This is a genomic window from Streptomyces sp. bgisy027, assembly GCF_057710365.1.
In genome coordinates this window covers 20304-43395 of the sequence record NZ_JBYIVZ010000039.1, presented here as the reverse complement: position 1 = coordinate 43395, position 23092 = coordinate 20304, and the positions used below count along the sequence as shown (strand labels likewise).

Annotated in this window: 18 protein-coding genes and 3 pseudogenes; 9 read left to right on the top strand and 12 right to left on the bottom strand. The window is 67.5% G+C overall.

Features of this window, described 5'->3' with window-relative positions; genetic code table 11:
* Window positions 1-85: 85 nt before the first annotated feature.
* From AC3ETA_RS33065 to AC3ETA_RS33050, 4 genes are read left to right on the top strand one after another with little or no spacing between them, the layout of a single operon-like run.
* Window positions 86-541, top strand: coding sequence for a MauE/DoxX family redox-associated membrane protein (locus AC3ETA_RS33065; protein WP_432196577.1), 456 nt, complete (start codon window positions 86-88; stop codon window positions 539-541).
* Window positions 525-836 (top strand): mercury transporter, encoded by a 312-nt coding sequence (locus AC3ETA_RS33060; protein WP_432196576.1) that lies wholly within the window; start codon window positions 525-527, stop codon window positions 834-836. Before AC3ETA_RS33065 ends, AC3ETA_RS33060 begins: the two co-directional genes overlap by 17 nt.
* A gap of 33 nt (window positions 837-869) precedes the next feature.
* Window positions 870-2441 carry a radical SAM protein gene (locus AC3ETA_RS33055; protein WP_432196575.1) on the top strand — a complete coding sequence of 524 codons (1572 nt, stop codon included), beginning with the start codon at window positions 870-872 and terminating at the stop codon, window positions 2439-2441.
* On the top strand, window positions 2441-3250 hold the full coding sequence (locus AC3ETA_RS33050; RefSeq protein WP_432196574.1) for a class I SAM-dependent methyltransferase: 810 nt from the start codon (window positions 2441-2443) through the stop codon (window positions 3248-3250). Before AC3ETA_RS33055 ends, AC3ETA_RS33050 begins: the two co-directional genes overlap by 1 nt.
* A gap of 38 nt (window positions 3251-3288) precedes the next feature.
* On the opposite strand, the gene AC3ETA_RS33045 is transcribed toward AC3ETA_RS33050, so the two are convergent.
* The 10 genes from AC3ETA_RS33045 to AC3ETA_RS33000 all read right to left on the bottom strand — a co-directional run bounded on the left by AC3ETA_RS33045 (window position 3289) and on the right by AC3ETA_RS33000 (window position 16741).
* Complete coding sequence (locus AC3ETA_RS33045; protein WP_432196573.1) at window positions 3289-3498, bottom strand: hypothetical protein; 210 nt, start codon at window positions 3496-3498, stop codon at window positions 3289-3291.
* A 2-nt stretch (window positions 3499-3500) separates the two neighbouring features.
* Window positions 3501-3893 carry a carboxymuconolactone decarboxylase family protein gene (locus AC3ETA_RS33040; RefSeq protein ID WP_150958848.1) on the bottom strand — a complete coding sequence of 131 codons (393 nt, stop codon included), beginning with the start codon at window positions 3891-3893 and terminating at the stop codon, window positions 3501-3503.
* Between the two features lie 99 nt (window positions 3894-3992).
* Window positions 3993-4199, bottom strand: coding sequence for a hypothetical protein (locus AC3ETA_RS33035; protein ID WP_432196572.1), 207 nt, complete (start codon window positions 4197-4199; stop codon window positions 3993-3995).
* Window positions 4200-4330: 131 nt separating this feature from the next.
* Window positions 4331-4789 (bottom strand): SRPBCC family protein, encoded by a 459-nt coding sequence (locus AC3ETA_RS33030; protein WP_432196571.1) that lies wholly within the window; start codon window positions 4787-4789, stop codon window positions 4331-4333.
* Between the two features lie 75 nt (window positions 4790-4864).
* The gene (locus tag AC3ETA_RS33025; protein ID WP_432196570.1) at window positions 4865-5761 is read right to left on the bottom strand and encodes an ISAs1 family transposase; all 897 of its coding nucleotides are present in this window, start codon (window positions 5759-5761) and stop codon (window positions 4865-4867) included.
* Between the two features lie 153 nt (window positions 5762-5914).
* Complete coding sequence (locus AC3ETA_RS33020; protein ID WP_432196569.1) at window positions 5915-6718, bottom strand: helix-turn-helix transcriptional regulator; 804 nt, start codon at window positions 6716-6718, stop codon at window positions 5915-5917.
* A gap of 18 nt (window positions 6719-6736) precedes the next feature.
* A complete protein-coding gene (locus AC3ETA_RS33015) occupies window positions 6737-7765 on the bottom strand; it encodes an SDR family oxidoreductase (RefSeq protein WP_432196568.1) in 1029 nt (342 codons plus the stop codon).
* A gap of 256 nt (window positions 7766-8021) precedes the next feature.
* The gene (locus AC3ETA_RS33010; RefSeq protein ID WP_432196567.1) at window positions 8022-15440 is read right to left on the bottom strand and encodes an FG-GAP-like repeat-containing protein; all 7419 of its coding nucleotides are present in this window, start codon (window positions 15438-15440) and stop codon (window positions 8022-8024) included.
* Window positions 15441-15717: 277 nt separating this feature from the next.
* A complete protein-coding gene (locus AC3ETA_RS33005) occupies window positions 15718-16110 on the bottom strand; it encodes a hypothetical protein (protein WP_432196566.1) in 393 nt (130 codons plus the stop codon).
* Between the two features lie 10 nt (window positions 16111-16120).
* Entirely contained in the window at window positions 16121-16741 is a 621-nt protein-coding gene (locus AC3ETA_RS33000; protein WP_432196565.1) for a hypothetical protein, read from the bottom strand.
* A 335-nt stretch (window positions 16742-17076) separates the two neighbouring features.
* On the opposite strand from AC3ETA_RS33000, the pseudogene AC3ETA_RS32995 reads away from it, so the two are divergent.
* A pseudogene (locus tag AC3ETA_RS32995) lies at window positions 17077-17608 on the top strand (transposase); the annotation flags it as partial.
* Between the two features lie 21 nt (window positions 17609-17629).
* On the opposite strand, the gene AC3ETA_RS32990 reads toward AC3ETA_RS32995, so the two are convergent.
* Entirely contained in the window at window positions 17630-18655 is a 1026-nt protein-coding gene (locus tag AC3ETA_RS32990; RefSeq protein ID WP_432196564.1) for an SGNH/GDSL hydrolase family protein, read from the bottom strand.
* A 483-nt stretch (window positions 18656-19138) separates the two neighbouring features.
* Here AC3ETA_RS32990 and AC3ETA_RS32985 point away from each other — a divergent pair, with 483 nt between their 5' ends.
* From AC3ETA_RS32985 to AC3ETA_RS32975, 3 genes and pseudogenes are all read left to right on the top strand, one after another.
* Entirely contained in the window at window positions 19139-19543 is a 405-nt protein-coding gene (locus tag AC3ETA_RS32985; RefSeq protein ID WP_432196563.1) for an ATP-binding protein, read from the top strand.
* 215 nt (window positions 19544-19758) lie between these two features.
* Window positions 19759-20901, top strand: a complete 1143-nt coding sequence (locus AC3ETA_RS32980; RefSeq protein WP_432196562.1) for an MFS transporter — start codon at window positions 19759-19761, stop codon at window positions 20899-20901.
* A 111-nt stretch (window positions 20902-21012) separates the two neighbouring features.
* Window positions 21013-21309, top strand: a pseudogene (locus AC3ETA_RS32975) (transposase); the annotation flags it as partial.
* A 35-nt stretch (window positions 21310-21344) separates the two neighbouring features.
* Here AC3ETA_RS32975 and AC3ETA_RS32970 read toward each other — a convergent pair.
* Window positions 21345-22661, bottom strand: coding sequence for an MFS transporter (locus tag AC3ETA_RS32970; RefSeq protein ID WP_432196561.1), 1317 nt, complete (start codon window positions 22659-22661; stop codon window positions 21345-21347).
* Between AC3ETA_RS32970 and AC3ETA_RS32965 the strand changes: the two are divergent.
* A pseudogene (locus tag AC3ETA_RS32965) lies at window positions 22617-23069 on the top strand (tetratricopeptide repeat protein); the annotation flags it as partial. The gene AC3ETA_RS32970 and the pseudogene AC3ETA_RS32965 overlap by 45 nt on opposite strands.
* Window positions 23070-23092 lie beyond the last annotated feature (23 nt).

Here is a 23092-nt window from a genome sequence, read left to right as displayed (position 1 = left end):
CCCTTCGATCGTGCCGGGAGCGTGGATGGTGGTTCGGTGAGCGCGCTTGCAGTTCTCGCCGCGGCCCGGCGCATACGGTCGGATCATGCTGCTGAGGATCGTGCTCGGAACGGTGTACACGGCGATGGGCGTCGCCCAGCTCGCTTCCTTCGGGCACATGCCGCAGATTCTGTCCGCGTACGGGCTGGTGACCGGCAGCGCGGCAACCGTACTGGCCGTGGCGCTGATCGCCGGCGAGCTGGTGTGCGGGATCTGGTTCCTGGCCCGCCCCCGCTCGAAGGCCCTGGGACCGGTGTGGGTGTACACCGCCGTCTCGGTGGTGTGGACGGTGCTGGCCGTGCAGGCGTACGCACGGGGCCTGACCGTGGCCAACTGCGGCTGCTTCGGGATCTACCAGCCCCAGCGGCTCAGCTGGTTCGTCCTGTTCCAGGACGCCCTGACCCTGTGCTACGCCGCCGTGCTGTTCCGCTCCGCCCGCACCAGGCCCGCGCCCTCGCACGCCGACCGGGAGGCGGTGAGGGGCGGTGCCGGCATCCGGTGAGCGTTCCGGTCCCAGCAGCGTGGCGGTGACCGCGGGTGCCGGGCTGCTGATGGTGGCGTGCTGCGCGGGCCCCCTGCTCCTGGCCGGCGGAGCACTCGGCACGGTCGGCGGGCTTCTGGCCAACGGGTGGCTGATCACCGTCGGCGCGGTCATCCTCCTGGCCGGCACAGGCTACGCGCTGCGGTGCCGGGCCCGTCGCCGCCGGGGCGCCGGTCCGGATGACTGCTGCCCGACCGTCCCGGCCCGGCCCTCGCCGCAGGCGGGCGAGAAACCTGATCGTGACGACGCCCGGTAAGTGAAGGCAGGCCCATTCATGGAGGAGTTCCGCGTGCCCCAGGCACCCGCGCCCCGGCGCAAGACCGACCGCGACGAGGTGTTCGTGGAGTTCACCAAGTCCATCTGCCCCCTGTGCAAGGCGCCCGTCGACGCGCAGGTCAACATCCGCAACGACAAGGTCTACCTGCGCAAACGCTGCGGTGAGCACGGTGAGTTCGAGGCGCTGGTCTACGGAGACGCAGAGGAGTACCTGTCCTCGGCCCGTTTCAACAAGCCCGGCACGATTCCGCTCGTCTTCCAGACCGAGGTGAAGGACGGCTGCCCCAGTGACTGTGGGCTGTGCCCGGAGCACAAGCAGCACGCCTGTCTGGGCATCATCGAGGTCAACACGGGCTGCAACCTGGACTGCCCGGTCTGCTTCGCCGACTCCGGCCACCAGCCGGACGGCTACTCCATCACCCACGAGCAGTGCAAGCGGATGCTCGACTCCTTCGTGGAGTCCGAGGGGGAGGCGGAGGTGGTGATGTTCTCCGGCGGCGAGCCCACCATCCACAAGCACATCCTGGACTTCATCGACCTCGCCCAGACCCGCCCGATCAGGAACGTCAACCTCAACACCAACGGCATCCGCCTGGCCACCGACAAGAACTTCGCCGCCGAACTCGGCAGACGCAACCAGGTGCCGGGCCGGTCGGTGAACATCTACTTGCAGTTCGACGGCTTCGACGAGCGCACGCACCTGGAGATCCGGGGCCGGGATCTGCGCACGTTCAAGCAGCGGGCCCTGGACAACTGCGCCGAGGCAGGGCTGACCGTCACCCTCGTCGCGGCCGTCGAGCGCGGGCTGAACGAGCACGAGCTCGGGGCGATCATCGAGTACGGCATCGACCACCCCGCGGTCCGCTCGGTGGCGTTCCAGCCGGTCACCCACTCGGGCCGGCACGTGGAGTTCGACCCGCTGAACCGGCTCACCAACCCCGACGTCATCCGCCTCATCAACGCCCAACGCCCGGAATGGTTCCAGAAGGGCGACTTCTTCCCCGTCCCGTGCTGCTTCCCCACCTGCCGCTCCATCACCTACCTCCTCGTCGACGGCGAACCGGGCAACCGCACCGTCGTCCCCATCCCGCGGCTGCTGAACGTCGAGGACCACCTGGACTACGTCACCAACCGGGTCATGCCCGACGCCGGGATCCGCGAGGCCCTGGAGAAACTGTGGTCGGCCTCCGCGTTCATGGGCACCGCCACGACCGAGGAAAAACTGCGGGCCACCGCCGAGGCCCTGGACTGCGCGGACGCCTGCGGCATCGACCTCCCGGAAGCGGTGAAGAACCTGAACGACAAAGCGTTCATGATCGTCGTGCAGGACTTCCAGGACCCCTACACCCTCAACGTCAAGCAGCTGATGAAGTGCTGCGTCGAGGAGATCACCCCCGACGGGCGCCTCATCCCCTTCTGCGCGTACAACTCCGTCGGCTACCGCGAACAGGTGCGTGCGCAGATGTCCGGCGTGCCCGTAGCCGACGTCGTCCCCAACGCCCTGCCGCTCGCCGGCCGCCTCACGACGACACCGTACGGGTCGAAGACCGCGAACACTCCCGGCGCAGAAGGGAAGCTCCCGTAATGACCCAGCCGCCCACCGGAGAGGAGCTGAAGGCGTGCTGCGCCGCCGCGTACTCCTCCGACATCGTCGCCCTGCTCCTCGGGGAGTCCTACCATCCCGGCGGCACCGCCCTGACCCGCCGCCTCGCCGACGGCCTCGCTCTCACCCGAGGAGCGCGGGTCCTCGACGTCGCCTCCGGGCGCGGCACCACCGCCCTGCTGCTGGCCGACGCCTACGGCGCCGAGGTCGACGGGGTGGACTACGCGCCGGCGAACACCGCCCTCGCCCAGGGCTCCGCCCAGGCCGCCGGCCTCGCCGACCGGGCCCGGTTCACCACCGGGGACGCCGAACACCTGCCGTACCCGGATGGCGTCTTCGACGCCGTGGTGTGCGAGTGCGCCCTGTGCACCTTCCCCGGCAAGACGCGCGCCGCGGCCGAGTTCGCCCGCGTCCTGGGGCCCGGCGGCCGCCTCGGCATCACCGACGTCACCGTCGATCCGACCCGGCTTCCGCCCGAGCTCACCGGCCTCGGTGCCCAGATCGCCTGCATCGCCGACGCCCGTCCGTTGGAGGAGTACGCCGAGGTCCTGGCCGGGGCGGGCCTGCGCACGCTGCGTACCGAGCGCCACGACCAGGCGATGCTGCGGATGATCGACCAGATCGAGGCCCGGCTGAACATACTGCGGATCACTGCAGCTGCCCGCCTCACCGAGGCCGGCGTCGATCTCACGGCGGCCCCCGCCGTCCTGGAGGCGGCCCGCGCGGCGGTGGGGCACGAAGTGTTGGGGTACGCCTTGCTGATTGCGCAGAAGGACCCTCGGGGCGTCTGATCGAAGGGCTCCTCGCGTGCCCTGTGCGGGCGGGTCCTTCAGGGCCCGTCTGGGGCAGGCGTGTCATGCAGACGGCGTGCCTGGGTGTCGTAGTCGCGCAGGACGTGCCTGAGCTGTTCCAGCGACTCGGCGGGGATGTCGGAGGGAGGGGACTCGGCCACGAATCGGGCGGCGGCCACGAGCGCCGCGAACTCGAAGGGGTGAGCGGTCGCGCGCAGGATCCCGGGACGGGCCCACTCCAGGTGCATGGTCAGCCCTTCGATGCCAAGTAGTCCTTGATCTGCCCGAGTTCCTTCTCGAAGTCGTCGTAGTCCTCACGGATGCCGTTGAGGTAGGCGCTCCAGCCGAGGCTGTTCTTCGCGTAGTGGACGGCTTCCTGGATCTCCTCGTCCGTGGCCCCGAACAGCTTCGCAGCCTCGGTGTGGAAGAGCGTGCAGTAACGGCACTTCGTCTCCGAGTGCAACGCGATCCCGATCAGTTCCTTGTACTTGTTCGGGATCAGCGTCTCGCCGAGTTCGATCTTCTTGAAGATTTCCCACTCGTAATCCAGGAGGTCATCGGGGATGCGGGAGAAGAAATGGGGCACAAGGCCCAGGGTCTCCTTGATCTCCGCCTCGACCTCGCTGCGCGTGCGGCCCGCCATGGCGACCACTCCTCTCGGCCCTGCGAAACCGACACCCCTCCTTCCACACTAGATCCGGCCGAGAGCAGCGGCGACTCCTGCCTGCGCCGCCCTTCCACGTCATTTGGGCGGCAGGCTCGCCGCGAAGTCGTGCCCGTGGTCGATCCAGGCGGCCAGGGCCTGGTCCTCGGACACGGCGGAGGAGGCCACGACCACCCAGCCGCGCATCGGGCGCCCGGTGAAGTCGAAGGGCCGCGTCCCGGGCCGCTCCAGGGCAGCCTCGGTGGCGTCGGGGCCGACCCGGACCTTCAGCTCGTCCCCGGTCACCCCTACCGCCATATCGCCCTCTACAAGAACGCCAGCCCGCCGGACATCCGCTTCTCCGTGAAGCCCGGATCCGCACCCAGCCGGGCCCGGATGCGTTCCGCCAGTAATTCGTGGAACGCCATGACCCGCCCTCACCCTCCCGCTCGGCGGCTCACCTGCCGCTCCAGCTCCTGGAGGTCCTTGACCAGCGACGAGCGCACCTTGCGCCTCATCATCGGCCCCGCCATCCGGTACAGGCCAGAGGCGTCGCCGCGCACCCGGATCAGCGCGAGCGTGCCGCCGTCCGGGAGCACCTCGAAGGTGTAGGTCACGTGCATCGGCAGCGGGCCGGCAACCGAGACCATGTCCATCAGCCTCGGCGGCTCGAACGCGGCGACCCGCAGCACGTAGTCGATCCGCTTGCCCAGGAAGTACGCCGTCCGCGTCACCTCCGCCCCGACCCCGAACCCGCCCGCATCCGCCTGCCGCGTCAGCTGCGCCGTGCGGATGCCCTGGGTCCACTCCGCGTCGTGGCGCCAGTCCATCGCGTACGCCGCCACCTGCTCACACGGCAGCGGGATCACCCGCTCCACGCTCTCGTCGATACCCATCCGCTGCCCTCTCCCCCGGCGTCAGTTCCATGGACCCACCCGGGGCGGCCAGCGGCAAGCGGACGCCGCACGGGACTACCGGCGCGTAGGTAAGGACGGTCCCTGGCCAGCGTGCGGGAACGGCAGGTGCGGCACAGTGACGGCTTTCAGGCGGCGGATCCCGTCGCGGCCGTGGGCGGCGGTGCGGGTGCGGTCCATCAGCGGCACGTCCTGCCAGGGAAGATCCTTCACCAGCGTGTGCAGGGTCGGGTGGTTGCCCTTGAGCACAGCGATGTAGTGCGCGCTCTTGTCCTCGACCAGGAACTTCGCATGGTCGGTCTGGGTCAGCAATGCATCGAAGGTCACCACCGCGCCGGTCAGGTCCAGCGGCTCCAGCAGCGGCCGGAACGCGGTGATCTCATTGCTCTTGGCGTCGACCTCACGCTGGGCGAGCACGATGCCGTCGTCGCGCAGCGCGGACAGCAGATGGACGCGGCGGCCGTCGGCGCGGATCGCGCCGCGCAGGGACTTGCCGTCCACCGCGACCGCTGCCCGCACCGGGCCAGACGGCGGGTATTCGTCCTGGTCGGCGGCGCGAGAGGCGTCCACACGGGCGGTGAGCCAGCCCCCGACCGCTGCGTCGAGGGCGTCGCCGTCGACGCGTTGCAGTACCCGGCGCACGGTCGTCTCGCTGGGGGCCCGGTAGGGCCGGTCCGGATCGCGCAGCGCGGCCCCACAGTGGAGAAGGAGCTGGTCAGGGGCGTCGGCGGCCCACTCTGCGATAGCGGTGAGGGACTTGGCTCCGGCCAGGACCGCGCAGGCGGCCAGGGCCAGGACGTACGACAGCGGGTGGCGTCGGCCCCTCAGGCGGCGCGGGTCGGGCAGGCGGCGCAGCCTGTCCAGCAGGCCGGGCAGGTCATCGGGACGGGCCGGATCGGAACCGGCGAGTTGGCCCAGCCCGGCGGGGATGGGCGATGATGACGCGGCAGGCACGGTCTTCCGTTGTGGTGATCAGTGAATTCGACACTCCATGTTCACAGGGATCCGTGCCTGGGCGTCTGTTGTGGCCCTCAGCGGTAGTTGGCCACCGCAGTCTCGGCGGCTTCGGTGTCGAGTCCGGGCGAGGCGTGCTGTCAGTGCCCGGGTTCAGAGGCTGGTGAGCAGTTGCAGGCGCTCGGCGCTGGGTGAGCCCTGGTCGGCGTGGTAGACGACGAGGAGTTGCTGTGCCTCTGGCCTGAGGAGCTTCTCATAGTGCAGTTCCAGCTGCCCAACCAAGGGATGGTTGAACCGCGTGTAGCCGGCGGTGCGGCGACGCACTTCCCGTCTGGCCCACAGCGTGCGAAAGCGTTCGCTGGCGACCGTCAGCTCGCCGATGGTCTCCAGGAGTTCCGGATCGGCGTCGTCGATGCTGAGGGTCGTGCGAAGTCCGGAGACGGCTTTGGCGGTCACGTCATCCCACTGGGGATAGAGGCTGCGCATCTCGGGCTCGAGGAACACGGCTCGCAGGGGGTTACTCCCCACGGCGAAGAACGGACACAAGGCCACAGCCAGGCGGTTGGCGGCGACGACGCGGCCGACTGTCCCCTGAGCATAGGCGGGTGTGAGGGGCCAGCCGTCGAGCAGGGGCTGGAGGTCGGCTTGGCCCGTCTGAGAGCGGGGACGGCGTCGCCGGGCCGGGGGCGTGGGGTGGGCGAGGCGGTGCAGGTAGGCGACGGCGTCGTCGTCGAGTTGCAGCGCCGCAGCCAGGCTTTCGAGGATCTGGTCGGAGGGGTGCTGGTTGCGGCCCTGCTCGAGGCGCAGGTAGTACTCGGGGCTGATGCCGGCGAGGTGGGCGACCTCCTCACGGCGCAGCCCCGGGACGCGGCGGCGCCTGCCAGCGGGCAGGCCGGCCTGCTGGGGGCTGAGCTGTTCCCGCCGGGCCCGCAGGAAGTCGCCGAGAGTGTCCGCCATGTCGTGCATCCTTCGACGTTAGTCGGCGAGCAGACCGAGCCGCACCAGACTGCGTGCGCTGGCGACGACACCCTCTTCGTTCGAGCGCGGTGCCCAACCCAGCTGCTCGCGGGCCTTGGCGTTGCTGGCCCGGCGGACGACCCCCAGCTGCGGCACCGTCTCGCGCAGCTGCGGGCTGACCGTGGACAGCAGCCGCAGCAGCCAGGCGGGGGCCGACCGGGTGGGGGCCTTCGCAGCCGCTTCGCCCAGCTGGGAGCGAAGGGCGAGCGCGATCTGCTCGAAGGAGATCGGCTCGCCTGCCAGTGCCAGGTACCGCTGCCCGGCGGCAGCCGGCGAGGTCATCGCCTTGACGTGCAGGTCGGCGACATCCCGGACGTCGACGGTATTGGTCCAGATCGGCGGCGCGGCACGCATAGCACCGGTGAGCATCGCGTGGATGATGCGGATCGAGCTGGAGTAGTCGGAACCGAGTACCGGACCGAAGATCCCGACCGGGTTGATCGTGGTGAGTTCCAGACCGTTGCCCTCAGCAGCAATGAAATCCCACGCCGCGCGCTCGGCGACAGCCTTCGACTTGACGTATGGGGTCACGCCGGGCCCGTCCAGGCTCGTCCAGTCGGCTTCCGAGAAGACCCGGTCCGTCCGGCCGTGGCCGTAGCCGACCGCAGCGAACGAGGACGTCAGGACCACCCGCCTGACGTCGGCGTCCCGCGCGGCCCGCAGGACCCGCAGCGCACCGTCGCGCGCCGGGACAATCAGTTCGTTCTCGTCCTTCGGAAGGGAGCCGGGGAACGGCGAAGCGATGTGCAGAACATAGTCAGCCCCCGCTGCGGCCCGGTCCCAGCCGGCGTCGGAGGCCAGGTCCGCCTCGACGTAGGAGACCCCCTCCCGCCCCGGCACCTCAGCCACGGAGAGCATCTTTTCGACGTCAGGTTGCCGCTTCAGCGAGCGCAGCGTGGTCGTGACCTTGTGCCCCGACGCCAAGAGCCGCGCGATCGTGTGGGAGCCCAGGAAGCCGGTCCCACCAGTAACGAGTACGTGTGCCATGACGAAAGGATCACCGTGCACGACCGCTCGGTTCCAGATCCTGCTGTTACTGGTACCCGCAAGGACAGGCATGACGGCCGTGTCGTCAGTGCCCCCAACCAGTCAATGTGGCCAAGTAGCACTGCGAGCCACATCTGCCTGCCGTTCCATCACGAATCACCAACACGGCCGAGCTGGGGCATCAGGACCATTATCCGCCGTATCGGGCCCACCGCGAGAACGACTGAGCCCTGCGGATCAGTAGGAGAGCCTGGCGCTACCGATACGGAATGACGGGGAGCCAGGACGGCCAGATGCCAGGGCTGACGACTGTGTACGTGTTGAAGACGCTACCGCCAATGAACCATCCTTTTGAGAACCCCAGGCCGATGCCGTATGTGGCTTGACCGGCTGTGTTCTCGCTCCGGAACCCAGTGATCGGACCGATCGAGGCGCCCGCGTTGCGGCTGAATGCTCCGAAGGCTTCGGGTGTGGTGGCCTCTGTGACGAACCCCATCGCGCTGGCGCCGACGCCCGCCGACAGGCCCAGTGAGTATTGCCAGCCCGACGGGCGATCAAGTGCAAGAAAGTCGATGGCTTCCTTCGGGCCAGGCGTTACGCCAAGTACGGCGCCTCCGACGCTGCCGAAGAGATGGATGTCGCCGAAGAACCAGTCATTCGCTCCAGCGGGCGTCACCAGGTAGCCGGCCGACACGTCAGCGACCAGGAAGCAGAAGATGCCGCAGCCGTTCGCATTGACCTCGACCACATTGCCGATCGCCAGGCCGCTCACGCGCAGCGGAGCAAGCGCCTTCTGAAGCAGGGTCATCAGACGCCCCGAGTATGTCGCTTCGTCGGCGGTCTTCGGCGGCAGTGGGGTGATCTCGAACTCGATGGTGGGCATCAGCAGGGACTTGGCGGCCTTGACACTCAAGCTCGTCTGGCTGCGATAGGTGTCGGCCGTGGGCGTGCCGCCCGTCGTCGTGCCGCCAGATGTCGGCGGCTGTGCCTGTGCGAGAAGGCCGTGGACTCTGATGAGGTCCGGCATCATGTCCCGTTGGGGCGTGTAGTGGCCGGAAATACCCAAGCCGTCCGGATCGAGACCGAGCGGATCCACGTACGACAGCGGGTTGTTGTAGGCGTAGGCGTAGCGGTTGGCCGCCATGGGCTGGAACGTGCCGGGGATGATGGGGTCGGGGGAAATGAACTTGCCGATGGAGGGCGAGTAGTAGCGCGCGCCCATGTAGATCAGATCGTTGTCGGGATCCATCCGGTGCCCCGCGAAGCGGCGGTCCTGCGCGTTCGCCACAGGCGTTGTGCCCAGCGGCTGACCGAAGGGTGTGTAGTCGAACCGGGCGACCCGCGCCCCGGCCGCGTTGGTGGTGGCGCGGATCGAGCCGGTCTCGTCCGCGTGGTACCAGGTCCTTCCGCTCCCGTCCTTCTTGGCCAGAAGTAGATCGCCAACGAAGTAGAACTGCGTGCTGCGCTGATCGGGTTGGCCGACTGTGTAGTCGATGTCGACGTACGGGGCGAAGTAGAGGCTCACTTGGCCCGCCCGGTTCCGGTACACCCGCTGGCCGTTCTCGTCGTACCGCAGCTTGGTCTGCACGCCCTTGTCATCGGTGAAGGTGATGGGCTGCAGATCCTTGTTCCAGGCGATCGATTTGAGGTGCGGGAAGGCCGCAGAGCCGTTGGCGATCGAGGTGAGATTGCCGACCTTGTCATAGGTGAGCTCGGCGGCGCCCACGTGTTTCACCGCGTGCGGGCAGGCTATGGACGAGGCGGCGTCCCCGCAGCCGGCACCGCCTTGCGAAGGAGCGTCGTAGGTGTAGGTGCCGAGTTCGGAGTCGGTGGTCCTGTTGCCGGTGGCGTCGTACTGGAATTGCTGCGGTGAGTTCCCGGTGGTGTCGGTGAGCTGGCCCGCACGGTCATAGGTGTAGCCGAAGTTCGCCTGGTTCGTCGTCGAGGTGGTCGCCTTCACCGAGCCGTCGGGATAGCGGTCGTAGGTGAGGTCGAAAACGGTCTGACCGCCGCTGGTCACTTCGATTGCGTCGAGCCAGGAGCGTTCGCGGTCGTAGTGGTAGGTCTGGGTGGTGTTGTTGGCGAGTTGCAGTGCCGTGACCCGGCCCGCTGCGTCGTAGCGGATGTTGTCGGCGTAGCCGGACACTGACTTGACTCTGCCGGCCTCGTCGTAGTCGTAGGTGACGGTCTCCTTGTCGGGATAGGTCATGGTACGGACCCGGTCGAGCTTGTCGTAGGTGAAAGCGAAGCGGACGGTCTTACCGTCGACGCACTGCATCGTTTCCTGGATGCGCCCGTAGGAGTCGTAGAACAGCTCCTTGGTGACGTAACCGCCGAATCCGACCTTGAGCGGGCAGCCGCGCTCCTGGGTGTCGGTGACGGAGGTGACCTGGCCGGTCGCGCTGCCGTGTCCGGCCTCGCCGTAGTAGACCTTCATCTCGCGGTAGCTGGGCGCCGTCTTTCCCGAGAGTCGGCCGCTCTTGTCGTAGGCGAGCCGGGTCCAACCGCCGTTCGGGTCGACGATGGTCCGCACCCGTCCGGTCCGGTCGTAGTCTTCGAGGCCGACGGTGCCACCGTCCGGGTTGGTGATGCTGCGGACGTCGCCGCGCGCATCCCGGTCCACGGTGGTGATGCCGCCGGAGTCCGGCTTCTCGGCGATGGTCTTCAGCTGGTCCGCGGCGTCGTGGACGTAGCCGGTTTCCATGGTGCCTGTGCCCGTGGGCTGTTGGGACCCGACAGTGCGCCCGTAGGCGTCTCGGTGTGTGGTATCGAGATTGCCGACTTCGTCTGTGTGGTGCACCGAAGTGCGGACGGTGTCGTTGTCGTAGGACCAGGTCTCCTGCGCGCCGTCTGCGTGACGATGGCTCGTCGGCCTGGACAGGGCGTCGTAGGTGTAGTTTTCCAGGACCGGCTCGGCGCTCTCCGCGTGCCAGAAGGACTGTTGCGCAACCGCAGAGCCTGCGTCGACGTAGACGGTGTCGCGGACGTCCTTCGAGCCGGGTTCGCCGCCTTCGCGGATTTCGCGGTACGGGCGGCCGAGGCCGTCCAGATACGTCTCGGACCACAGCCCGTCCGCCGTGCCGTCGTCGGTGGCGATCCGCACTCGCTGGTGGCCCGGATCACCGAACCCGAGGTAGGCGTACTCGGTCTTCGCTCGGCCGGACGGGAGTACCTGCCGCAGCCTGCCGAAGGCGTCATAGGTCAGCTCGGTGAGGACGCCGTCCGCGTCAGTGAGGCTGGTCGTGCGGGAGAAGCCCGGGTCCCAACCCACCGTGGTGCACTGGGCGCTCGGGTCGCAGATCTGTTCGGGAAGGCGGTGGTAGGTGGTGTCGTAGGTCAGCGTCGTCTGGCGCCCTGCTGGGTCGGTGATGCTGTCGAGGTTCCCGTACTGGTCGTGGTGGTAGAGAGTCGTGTCGTACCAGCCGGTGGGGTTGACCACCTTCTTTGCCGTGAGCAAGCCCTTGGTGACGGTTCCGGCGCAACTGGTCTGCGCCGTGCCGTTGTCCCCGTCGTAGCAGAAGTAGGTGTGGCGCACGCCGGTGCCGACGGGCTGTGTTCCCTCGCTGAGTACCTGCTGATACGGCAGCCCCACGATGTAGGGGCCGGGCGCGGGCCGGTACAGCGTGGTGGTGGTGCGCTCGTCACTGTTCTTGGCCAAGTCGGCGCCGTACTGCGAGACTTCGGTGATGTTTCCGTAGTCGTCGTGCCGGTGGTAGGTGTAGACGTTCATGGCTTGGCCGGAGGCGTTGACGGTGATGTCGTCCACGTAGTTGGTCAGAGCGCAGGTATACGGTGCCGTGTCCCCTGCAGGCAGGGGCGAAGTGATCTTTCGCGTCAGTAACGCGCCCTGTCCGTCGTAGACATCGGTGGAGGCGGTCTGCGCGAAGCAGGCGTCGGAAAGTCGGAATCGGTGCTGGACCGTCTGTGCGGCCTGCGCGGCCGTGGCAGGGCGTTGGACGATCACACTGCGCCAGCCCAGGAAGGTGTGATGGGCGTATGACCACGTCGGGCAGGTGTAGTCGTAGGTCGCCGCCCCACCGGCCGCGCCAGGCCCGGCGCGGACACTGATCTTCCGGACGACGAGCGGCTGCACTTTGACGGGTACGTGGCACCTGGCCGTGGCAGAGCCGAGCGAGAGCTCCGCCCTCGTCGTGTAGTCGATGTCGGTGACCGCGCCTTGCGCGGACGTCACTCGGGTCACCACATCCCTGTTGAAACGCGCGCTCAGGGAGAGCAGCCGCATGCCCTGCGGCAGCACGTCGAAGCGGGTGAGGTCGTCCTGGCCGTTGCCGTCGATGTCAGCGACGACGAACTGGTTGCCCACCGTGGTCTGTGTGGTCTGCGTGATGTTCACGTCCGGGCTGCTGAGATACCAGGTGCCGTGGTGTGAGTACGTCAACGTGGTGACGACGACCCCAGGCGGTGCGGTGCGCACATGGACAAGGTCGGCTCGATGGTCGTTACTGACGTTCGCCATTCGCCACTGCAGCATGTCGCCGGTGACCAGGCCGTCCGGCTGGGCTCCGTTGCTGTCGGTGTATCCCCCGTCCCCGTGCCCAAGGAGCGTCAGCACACGTATCTTGAACGGCTCTTGAGGATCACGGTCGGTCGGTGAGATCGCGAAGACATCGCTGAGTCCGTCGGCGTTCACATCACCGACCGACCAGGAGCGACGGTCCGTGGCAAGGACGCCGTCATCTGCCTTCCTGGGCACGGTCGCTGGGTTGGTCGCAGACGCCTTCCAGGTGCCGTCGCCGGTACCGATGGCGGAGTGCACGTTGATCTCGTTGTGAGTGGCGGCGATGTACTGCAGATCGCTCCTGCCGTCGCCATTGACGTCAGTGATCCGGCGGTTCGTTGCGTCACCGCCCCACTGCGGCAGGGCCTTCTCCGGCACCTCGGTCCACGTGCCGTCGCCCTTTGAGAGGAGGCTCCAGGTGGCGAGCTCCGTACCGGTGTCGGACCGATCGACGTAGAGCAGATCAGAGGAACCGTCCGCGTTGAGGTCGGTCAACTGCCAGTTCAGCGTGTTCCGGTGGCGTTCGTCGAGTCCGCTGAGGACGGGGACGGTCTGTTGCTTCCAGCTGCCGTCGGTTTGGGACAGCCAACTGCCGACGTTCACACCTCTCTGGGTCGTCAGGTAGTCGAGGTAGACCAGGTCGTCAGTGCCGTCAGCATTGAGGTCTCCCACCCGCCAGCCGTCCTGGACGGTGAAGCGGGAGGTGCCCGGCACTGGACTGTGCGCGCGCTGCACATATCCGCCGCCGGGCTTGGCGATCATGCTGGCAATGAGGGGGCCGGTGGTGCTGTTGCGGATGAACACCCAGTCGCCGCGTCCGTCGCCGTTGAGTTCGGCGGGGCGCCAGTTGGGCACGTCCACCGCCGAGGACGCCGTCAGGTCGTCGCGCAGGGTGGTGAACTGGTCCCCCTCGGGCGCGACCGCGATGAGGAAGTCGGCAGTGTGGTCACCGTCCAGGTCTGCTGCCTGCGGTTCCACGGGTGTAAAGCCGATGTCGGCCCAGTCGATGTCGAGTTCTCGTGACCGGCTGCAGTCTTCCCAGGAGGAGGGCAGGGCGAAGGTGCCGTTGCCGCGGGACAGGACACGGTGCAGGTTGACATGCGTGCCGCTGAAGCCGGTGCCGCAACCGGGCTTGCCGTTCTCCTGCCGGCTCATGAGCAGCAGGTCGTCCTTGTTGTCGCCGTCGGCGTCGCCGATGGACACGGCGGGCGGGAACTTGGTCAGCTGCCCGGGCACCACCGACGCGGTGACGATCCAACGGCCCTCGAATCCGCGGTAGGCGGTCTGAATCGCGCCGGGGTCACCGGGCTTGGCGATGGTCTTGAAGACGACGTAGTCGCCCTTACCGTCACCGTTGATGTCTGCGGACATGAAGTTCGGCACGCCGTTGCGATCCCAGGCCGTCTGCTGTCGTTCGAACATCGCGTAATGGTCACCGGCTGACAGCGCGGTCACCAACTGGTACTGGACGGTGCACCCGGGCTGGCTGGCCGGGCAGTGCGGGAAGTCCAGGAACATCGGGTCGTAGAGTCCGTCTCCGTTGGTGTCGCCGACCGCGAGCAGCCTGGTCTCTCCTTGGACCGCGAAGGGTGCGGGTTCCTCGCGTACGGCGAAACTGCCGTCGCCAATCGATGTCGCGGTGCCCAGGTGGTGTGTGCCGTCCAGGCGCGTGAAGCTGCAGATGACGTCCTGGCGCGCATCGCCATCGACATCGCCCAAGAGGCAGTGGCTGACTCGATTGCCCGTTGCATCCCGAGTCTCCCACATCGTCTCGGTAAGGGCCGAACCCATCCAGGTGAAGTGGCCATTGCCGGTCGACCTGGCTGCCGCGATGCCGAGGTAGGCCGCGGCATGATTCGGATTGCCGCCTGGGATCGGCTCACGTCGCATAACGAAGACCAGATCTGACCGGCCGTCAGCGTCGATGTCACCCATCAGCGTGGTCTTGATCCGAGCCTTGCCGTACGGCCAGGCCAGTTCCTCCTGGGTGTAGACGGGCGCTGCGCGGCCGGCCACGGCCGCCGTGATCAGCACCCTGGTGTGCGCGTCCGTGGAATCATCCAGGTCAGCAGTGACCTGCACCCAGTCGGTGCGGCCGTTTCCGTCGATGTCGCCCAGGTTCGACGGCTGCCACCGTTCGTAGGGGTCCGTCACCGTGAAGGCCACGCCATCCAGGACACCCGACGGCCTATTGCCGTCCAAGGGGACGCCCCACTGGTCGTCCGAGACTTCCGTCAGCCCCCACGCGTCACGCGAGGACTCCTGCTGCTCGAACCGGGTCGGCGGCAGCGCGGAGGCGGTCGCCGCGTTGACCACCTCGCCGGCCCGGTTGAGTTCAGTGTCCGTGCCGAACTGCCGCATCTCCGCGAGCACCGAACGGCCGGTGTCCGGGTGGGTGCGGTACTGGAACTGGTAGACCCGCACCCGCTTGGCGCCCGCCTTGACGTCGACGGCCTTCAACAGGTTGCCGCTCGTGACCAGTGCGCGGCCGTCCCCGTAGGTCACCGGGTCGTCGCGCCCCTGGTAGTAGAAGTCGACCGACATCCCGCCGTACGAGATCCTCGAGGGGTAGGAACTGCTGCCGCCCGACTGCGCATCTTCGGTGCGATATTCGTAGCGGACGGTGTGGCCGCTGGTGTCCTGCACCTGCGTGAGGTCCCAAGCCGAGGGCACGGAGGACTGCCCCGCGCGTGGCTCATAGGTGTACGTCGTGCCGTCCTTCTGCCACACCTGCCAACTGCCGCCCACAGGGCGGGGGTCGAAGGCGTAACGCCGATAGTCGTCCGACCTGGCGGCATAGCCGACCAGTGGAGCTCCCACCTGGTGCGCGCAGCTCGGACCCGGCGTGCCGGTCTCACAACGCACCAATTCCGCCCCGTCCATGAAGTATGAGTCCGCAGCCGTGTGCGTCGGTACGCCCTGGCCAGGGCCGAGCCGCTGCACCGCCGAGAGCCCGTCCAACCGCCATCCCACTCCCAGCCAGCCGTCACCGGCACGCGAGTCGTAGCTCAGCCGCAAGGACGGCGTGATGGCGTAGTACGGCGGCACTTCGAGGGTGGCCGACTTCTGGTAGTCACCGGACGCCTTGGGACGCTCGGCCTGCGGCAGTCCGCCGACGGCGTTCGTGGACGGAGGCGCTGACCCTGAATGGGACACGTCCGTGGACGGGGCCGCGCGGGTGGACGACGGTCGCTCCCGGTCCGGCTCGTCAGCCGACGGCGGGTATGCCACGAGCGCCGGGGCAGTCAGGATTGCGGCACACCAGAGGCTCAGCCAGCGCCTACGGCGGTGTGTAGAGCGGCCGTCTGACCTCATGACGCCTCCTGTCGGGCGCGCGAATGGCCATGGCGCGACTGGTGCCGCAGGGCGGTCGGTGCGGCAGGGCCATGAGTGCGGGAGGGTGGCCAGCGCGTGGTGAACCGGAGCGGGTGCGCTACCAGAAGCAGAAGCCGCACCCGCTACGGGCCTGCTCACCGGGGCAGACCTCGATCCATGCGTACTGGAACCAGCCGCCGCAACACTGCTCGATGATCTCGGCGTCCGGTTCCTGACGTGCGGGCCCGGAGACGCACTGGCGCGACCCGAATCCGGTGCAGCGGCTCTGGAAGTACCAGCAATCACCCGCTGCGGCGGATCTGCGTAGGAAGCGGCGGCCTGACCGGATGCGGAAACGCACCCGCCGGTCGAGGGCCTCGGCCCGCATCAGGCAGCCTGAGCAAGCAGGGATGTGCAGCCGTGCCGTCAGGTAACGGATCACCGTCCCGAGCCCGATCTCCCCGGGCCCCACCGCGGGCTGCTGCGGCGCACCTTGCCCCATCACGCTCACGCCTACCAGCTCATTCCTCATAACAGATGTCGTCGATCCAGAGTTCCTGACCCCCGACCGCCAATTGCCCCAACCCGTTCTTCTGGTCCGCCATCGGTCCCTGAAATTCGATGATCCCCTTGTCGTTCCCCAAACCACCACTGAAGACGGTGATGCTCACGCCGCCCAGCACGGTGTTGTTGAGCCCCGAGAAGTTCTCGACGTTGGCGAGTTTGTTGTTCACAGAGATGTTGATGTTTCCGCCGTACTCACCGAACAAAAAGCGGACCTTCTGCAGCTCATGCCCGAATCCCCGGCTAATCGAGAGCGTGAGATTGTTGGCCGCGATCTCGACTCCCGACCCACCCGCCTTACCGGAGTTCTCGGTCTTCGCCTGGCCGGCTGTGGTCGTAGAGCCATTGGTCCATGTGAAGGGATGCGCGGCGATGTCCATCAGAGGCGGCTGGTAACTGTTCGTCGGCCGTGGGCCGATCTTGATCACCGTGCCGACAGCGAGGCTGTCCAGTGACTCGCAGTCGTTCGCCATAGACGTCGCTGCTGCGGACGACGTCGAGGTTGTCGGCGTGGGATCTGAACCATCCGGTTCGGCGTCGCAGGACGCCAGCGACGCGAAGATGGCCAGAAGTAGCACGACGGCCGGACCACCAACGGCCAATCCTTTAGCTCCGAAACCAGTAAATATCCATAATGATCCACTTCGTGCTGATAAGGCAGGACTAACAGTCAGGAACTTAGCACGTGACCACGAAACACATAGGGCACTTATCAGACAAAGCGACAAGTCGGAACAGGCCATGGTCCGTTGGTGCGCTCCTCATCGAGGAAGCGGATCAACTCCGACAGCATTAGGGACGGGCTTCCGGAACATTCAAAGCTGACAGTTCAGCTCCTGGATCACTGAGACCACGGTCCGGAGCCTCCATCAGTCAGCGGTTCAATCTGCACGTGTACCGGGCCCCGGTGAGCGGGGAGGAAATCGATGTCCACCTTGCCGGCGGCAGCCGTGCGCGTCCCCTGACCCTTGGCGTCACTGCCGGTCAAGCGGGCGATGCTTCGGCCTTCGAGGCCGTCATGAGAGGTATCCGTGTTCCGCGGAGCGGGCCGGGAAGACCGAGGACTCGCACGGACCCTGTCCTGGGGGACCGCGCGTATTCGTCCCGCGCGATCCGGAGCCATCTCCGTCGGCGCGGGATCCGTGCCGTCATCCCTCAGCCTTCGGACCAGGTCGGTCACCGCGATCGGCGCGGCCGTGCCGATGGCCGGCCGCCCGCCCGCCCTTGATGCCGAAGCGTACAAGCAGCGCAGCGCGGTCGAACGCTGCATCAATCGGCTCGAGCAACGGCGCGGCCTGGCGATGCGAGTCGACAAGCTCGCCATCGCTTACCAGGCCGCACTCCACCTTGCTGCCATCCTCATCTGGAGCCGCAGAGACCGAGGTCCCGACCTCTGTCCGTCACCTGCGCCTTGTCCGCGTGCAGACCCTTCTGGCCTTGGATGACCAGCAGGGCTGTGTGCTCTCCTACCGGTTGAGGATCTTCTCGATCGTGTCGGCCACCTGTTCGGCCTGGATGTCGCGGCCCTTCTCGTTGGGGTGCGCGTACCAGGGAATTTTGGTGCCGATGAGCTCGACCTGGGAGTCCTCCAGCAGGCCGCCGATTCCCCGGTCGGCACCGTCGCACGCCGTGTTGCCATCGGTGTTGGCGTAGAGGTCGACGAAGTCGGCGCGGCCTTCGGCGTCAGCGGTGGCCTCCTGCATGGCGTCGTTCAGCCGCTTCTGGATCTGGTCCAGGACCGGCAGGGTGTCCTGGGGGATGTCGGCGAGCGGTGGCTCCGTCTGACCGGGCGCCGGGGTCAGGCACTTGGCGGTGTCCTCGGGCACGAGCCTGGGGTAGCCGACCAGGACGCGCTTGGCGTCGGGGGCGAAGTCGTGGGTGAGTTCGAGCAGGAGCAGCAGCTCCCCGGCGACCTGCTCGAACTGTTCGTCCAGCCATTGCTTTCCGTCGCCGGATTCGAAGAACTCACCGCACTTGGCGGCCGGTTCGTCCCCGTTCACCGGCTCCCCTGGCAGCAGGGGGTGGTTCCGGAGTTTGACGGAACACTGCTTCAGGATGCGGTTGAAGCCCAGCGTATTGCCGCCCATGCTGCCCACAGCCAGCTGGGTGTCATATTTGAGCGCCTCCATCTGCGGCGGGACCGTCATGTTGAACGGCAGCTCCTGTTCTTGCCAGAAGTGGTGGACGAGGGCGCCTCCGCAAGAGACGTCCGACTGGACGTCGAGGGTGATGCCCTTGGCCGCGAGGCGCCGGGTGGCGACTGTGGGGTAGTTCTCCTTCGCCTGGAAGCAAAGGTCCCTCGTGCCGTCCTGGTTGAAGGGAGCGATGCCGAAGTTGGCAGTGTACGAGTCGCCGAAGATGACAGTCGGCACGGGGTCGGCGGGCGCCGCGCCAGCGCTTCCCGCCGGGCCGGCGAGCGCCAGGCAGCTGCCCAGCGCGACGGCCGCGGCAGCCAGCCGCCGCACCACCGGAGATTTCGTCGCCTTACGCATGACCGAAGACACAGAAGTGCCCTTTCGTCGAGGCTCCCAGTAGAGAGGCCACCGATCCGGAACACTGCGCATTCATTCATGTACAGAGCGCGATGATCCAGTAAGTGTGATCCAAACCAGGAGTTCCCGGACAACCTCTTACGAGGCTCCATCTCGCCTGCTCAGCAAGGGCGTTGAGGAGGCGAGGCCGACGAATCCGGATGTGATCGCGACCCGAAAGAGGAGGAGCCTGCCCGACGGCCGCGCGAACCCGGCAGCGTGGCCCTGCGTTGAAGGGGCAGAGGCGTCTGGCGCGACGCCGGCCATGCCGTACAGAAGGGCGGCTGTCGCAGGTGAGTTCCGACGCCGACACTGCTGCCCCCGCGTACTTGGCGAGAAGTTGACGGGCGGCGGCACGTGCGAGACACAGCGGCACCGAGCCGGACCACAGAAGACGAAGACACGCCTCCGCCAGGCGGCCGGCTCGCACCCGCCCGCCCAGCCTTGTCCATCACACCGGACTGGGGACTCGAACTGGGGATCAGCACGGCCGACTTCGCCGCCTGCGCGTTCACCTGCGACCCCGACAGCCTCAAAACCATCCGCCGCTTCATCCTCACGACCGTCAGCGCCTGGGGACTGCACGCACTCGCCGACGACCTGACGACCGTGATCAACGAGCTCACCACCAACGCCGTCCAGCACGCGCTGCCCAGCCCCGGCAACATACAGCCCAAGGGATGGCTCGGCATCGCCCGCACCGGCAGCACGGTGGTGTGCGCCGTCACCGACCCCAGCCCCACTCCCCCATCACGCCGCACCCTGTTCATTTCTGCGAGCCGTTCCTCTACGCTCGAAGGAGGTCATCAACTACCGCATGACATCTGCCCGGTGACGGAGTCGGCGTGAGGTGCGCGTCCCCGCTCCACGCCAATACTGGACGGCTTCAGGCGCAGCCACGGGTCGGCACATCCGGACGCCGACGACCCCGCATGGCGCGTCCCGCCGGGCACCGAAAGGGATGCCCCGTGCCCTCGGCGTCTGTGAACTACCGGACCCTGCTCCGCACCTCGGGTGCCGCGGCCTTCTTCCTCCCCTCCGTTATCGGGCGTGTAGGTATCGCCATGACGGGGATCGGCATCGTCTGGCTGGTGCACGCCCGCACCGGGTCGTACGCCGCCGCGGGTCTCGTCACCGGCGCCTTCGCTGTCGCGGACGCCGTCGCCGGGCCCCAGATCGGGCGCCTTGTCGACCGGTTCGGGCAGACGCGGGTACTTCCCTGGGCGCTGGGCGCGCATGCCGGGGCTGTGGCGCTGCTGCTCGTCGGCGCCGTTCCGGACCTCCTCGCCGGAGTGCTCGTCGGGGCAACGCTGCCCCAGCTCGCCGCACTGTCCGCCGCTCGCTGGTCCGCCCTGCTGTCCGGCGAACGGGCTGCCGCGCTGCCCACCGCCTTCGCCCTGGAGGCCCTCGCCAACGGCGTGTCCTACCTGGCCGGCCCGGCTCTGGTGAGCGTCCTCGGTGCGGCGGGCCACGCAGGCGCCGGGGTGCTACTCGCGGCCGCCCTCGTCGTCGGGGGCGGGCTCGCCCTCGCCGTCCAACGCCGCACCATGCCGCCCCTCACCGGCCGCGCCGAACGCCAGCACGCCGGACGCACCCTGATCCGCTCAGCATTCCTACGGCAGTTCGCGCTCGGCCTCGCGCTCGGGGTGTTCTTCGGTGCGATGCAGGTCTCCGTCACCGCGTACGCCGTCGGACGCGGCACACCGGACACGGCAGCACTGCTCTATTTTGCCTTCAACTGCACCAATTTAGTGGGCGGTTGGACCTACGGAGCATGGCGTCGTGGTGGCTCAAGCCGACGTCGCCAGGCCGCAGCCGCCGCATTCCTCACCCTCACGAGCCTCCCGCTGACTCTCTTCGATGCGCCCCTCGCGGTCGGCGCCGCCCTTGCCACGGCCGGACTCATCGTGCCGGTCCTGCTGATCCTTTCCTCTGTCCTCATAGAGTCAGCGGTCCCGCGCGCCGTCCTCACCCAGGCGTTCACCTGGGGCAACTCCGCAAACGCGGCAGGAACAGCGGGCGCCGCGGCGGTCGCAGGGCGAGTCGTGGACGCTGGCGGTCCGCACGGCGGCTTCGGTGTGGCGGCGGGGGCCGCGGTGGTGATGACGGTCCTGGCGCTCTGCGGTCTGCGTAACTCATCACCGTACGGGCCGAAGCCGTCCGCGCCCACGGAAACCACGGCGCGAACAGCTCTACCCCCAACCTGACCTGCACAATTCCGAACCTCTGGCCTGCCCAGCGAACTCACTCAGGAAGAGCTACACCCCAACCGGAATCGAAACAGCTGCCGTGACTACACCACCCAGCGGGACATGACCCTCTTCCGTCTTCGGCTCATGCCCCCGGAAATCACCATCGTCTGGGCCGACCGCGCCTACGCGGGCAAGCTGCTGACGTGGGCCCAACGCCATCTGAACCTCACGATCAAGACCGTGAGCCGTCCGAGCAGCACCTCTGGGTTCGTCGTCCTCCCGCGCCGTTGGGTCGTTGAGCGGAGTCTGGCGTGGATCATGCATGCCCGTCGGCATGCCAGGGACTACGAACGCCTGGTTCAGCACTCGGAGAGTCTGATCACCTGGGCTGCCATCACCCTCATGACCAGACGGCTCACACAAGGATGAGCCGCGATCGCTCCGTTACAAGGGCAGACTTACGGTTGTCCCTCAACAGCCCCAGGTAGAGACGCCGCACCAGCTGACTGGTCGTCATGACGCTCTGGACTGACAGCGAGCGGCAGATCGCGCCTCTTGCCCGCAGGGCTGAACGCGAGAAGCAGCCAGGTGAAAGCAAGGGGCGCCGTCAACACCCACATAGTGGGGCGAATACCGATGGCCGATCCGAGAACGCCGCCAAGAGCCGAACCGATCGCGATCGTACCTTGATTCGTGGCCATGGAAGCGGACGAAACCCGCCCCAGCAGGTGCGGCGGACAGTAGCTCTGGCGGAACGTACCCACAACGACGTTGCCCACAGACACCCCTACACCGAGCACGAAGGCTCCCGAGGCAAACAACAACAGGCCCAGACCGCGAGAAGCGAGGGGCAACAACAGTGCAAAGGGGCAGGCCAAGGCCTGAGTGAGCACCAGCGCTCGTGCGTTGCCCCACCGGCGGCAAAGCCGAGTCGCAAGCAACGCACCCAAGACTCCACCCAGGCTGGCACACATGACGAGCAGACCTACAGCGCCGACGCTGACACCGATCGTCCGGACCAGGAAAATGACCTGCACGGCCTGATAGCCCATCAGCAACAGATTCACAGTGGCGCCGTAGAACACGATGGGCCGCAGATACGGGTCACCGTTCAGGAAGCGCAGCCCCTCGGCAATCTCCCGGACCAGACTCGTCCCCCCTGCCCGACGAGAGGGCCTTTCCTCCCGTGTTCGGATGCCGAGCAGGCACACCGTGGAGACAAGGAAGGTGAGGGCATCCAGCAGAAGTCCCACCGTCGCGCCGAGCACCTGGGCCGTGAAGCCGGCCGCGCTCCTGCCCAGCACCCGGGTTCCTGCTTCGCTCACCTGCAGCTTTGCGTTTCCGTCCGCGAGATCCGGCTGTGCCAGGATGGCCGGAACGTACGCGTGGCAAGCCGTGTTGAAGAATACGGCCGAGGTGCCACAGACGAGTGCAACGATGAACAGATGCGTGAGCGTCAGCTGATCGAGCCAGCCCGCGATGGGCACACTCGCGTACATCGCGGCCGACAGGAGGTTGCAGACGATCATGATGGCGCGTCTGGGCAACCGGTCGACCCAGGCGCCCGCGGGTAACCCCACGATCAGCCACGGCAGCCACACTGCTGCGGCAAGAAGACCAACATCCAAAGCCGTGGCCTGCAAGGCGAGCACAGCCACAAGCGGCAGGGCCACCGTGGTGATGCCGTTTCCCAGGCCACTCGCAGTTTCACCGACCAACAGCAGACGGAAATCCCGCTGCGCCAGTACACCCCAACGGTCCCTCTTCGCAGGCACAAGCATCCCCTCCCCAGGTCAGAGCAACGCTACCCATGCCTGGGAACCACGCCCGACTGGCCGCACTGGCTCCGCCTGATCTCGCACACCGAGGCCCTGGACGCCTTCGTCGACTCGATCGGTGGTGTCCCGGAGCAAGCGGTCGCCGACCTCGCAGGAGCACTGCACGGAGTGGGGACGTTCATGCTGGCCCAGGGGTGGACCGGCCAGGCCCGTGAGTCTCTGACGCGTGCCGCCGAACGGCGGACGACCGCACTGGGAGAAGGGCACGCCGACACCCTCGCCTCCCGCCATCGTCTCGGAGAGGCGCTCCGCGCTCTCGGCAGCCTCGAAGAGGCGCTCGCCGTCCACTCCGCCACGCTGGACACCCGATTGAGGCTGTACTGCGCGGAGCACCGGCTCACCCTGCGGACACGGGAGGCGCTGGCCAT

What these genes read in the sequence shown, in the direction of transcription:
- AC3ETA_RS33065 (WP_432196577.1), top strand. Translation starts at nt 86, where the DNA reads ATGCTGCTGAGGATCGTGCTCGGAACGGTGTACACGGCGATGGGCGTC.
- AC3ETA_RS33030 (WP_432196571.1), bottom strand. Translation starts at nt 4,789, where the DNA reads ATGGGTATCGACGAGAGCGTGGAGCGGGTGATCCCGCTGCCGTGTGAG.
- AC3ETA_RS32990 (WP_432196564.1), bottom strand. Translation starts at nt 18,655, where the DNA reads ATGCGTAAGGCGACGAAATCTCCGGTGGTGCGGCGGCTGGCTGCCGCG.
- AC3ETA_RS33050 (WP_432196574.1), top strand. Translation starts at nt 2,441, where the DNA reads ATGACCCAGCCGCCCACCGGAGAGGAGCTGAAGGCGTGCTGCGCCGCC.
- AC3ETA_RS33020 (WP_432196569.1), bottom strand. Translation starts at nt 6,718, where the DNA reads ATGGCGGACACTCTCGGCGACTTCCTGCGGGCCCGGCGGGAACAGCTC.
- AC3ETA_RS33040 (WP_150958848.1), bottom strand. Translation starts at nt 3,893, where the DNA reads ATGGCGGGCCGCACGCGCAGCGAGGTCGAGGCGGAGATCAAGGAGACC.
- AC3ETA_RS32980 (WP_432196562.1), top strand. Translation starts at nt 19,759, where the DNA reads ATGACGGGGATCGGCATCGTCTGGCTGGTGCACGCCCGCACCGGGTCG.
- AC3ETA_RS33015 (WP_432196568.1), bottom strand. Translation starts at nt 7,765, where the DNA reads ATGGCACACGTACTCGTTACTGGTGGGACCGGCTTCCTGGGCTCCCAC.
- AC3ETA_RS33045 (WP_432196573.1), bottom strand. Translation starts at nt 3,498, where the DNA reads ATGCACCTGGAGTGGGCCCGTCCCGGGATCCTGCGCGCGACCGCTCAC.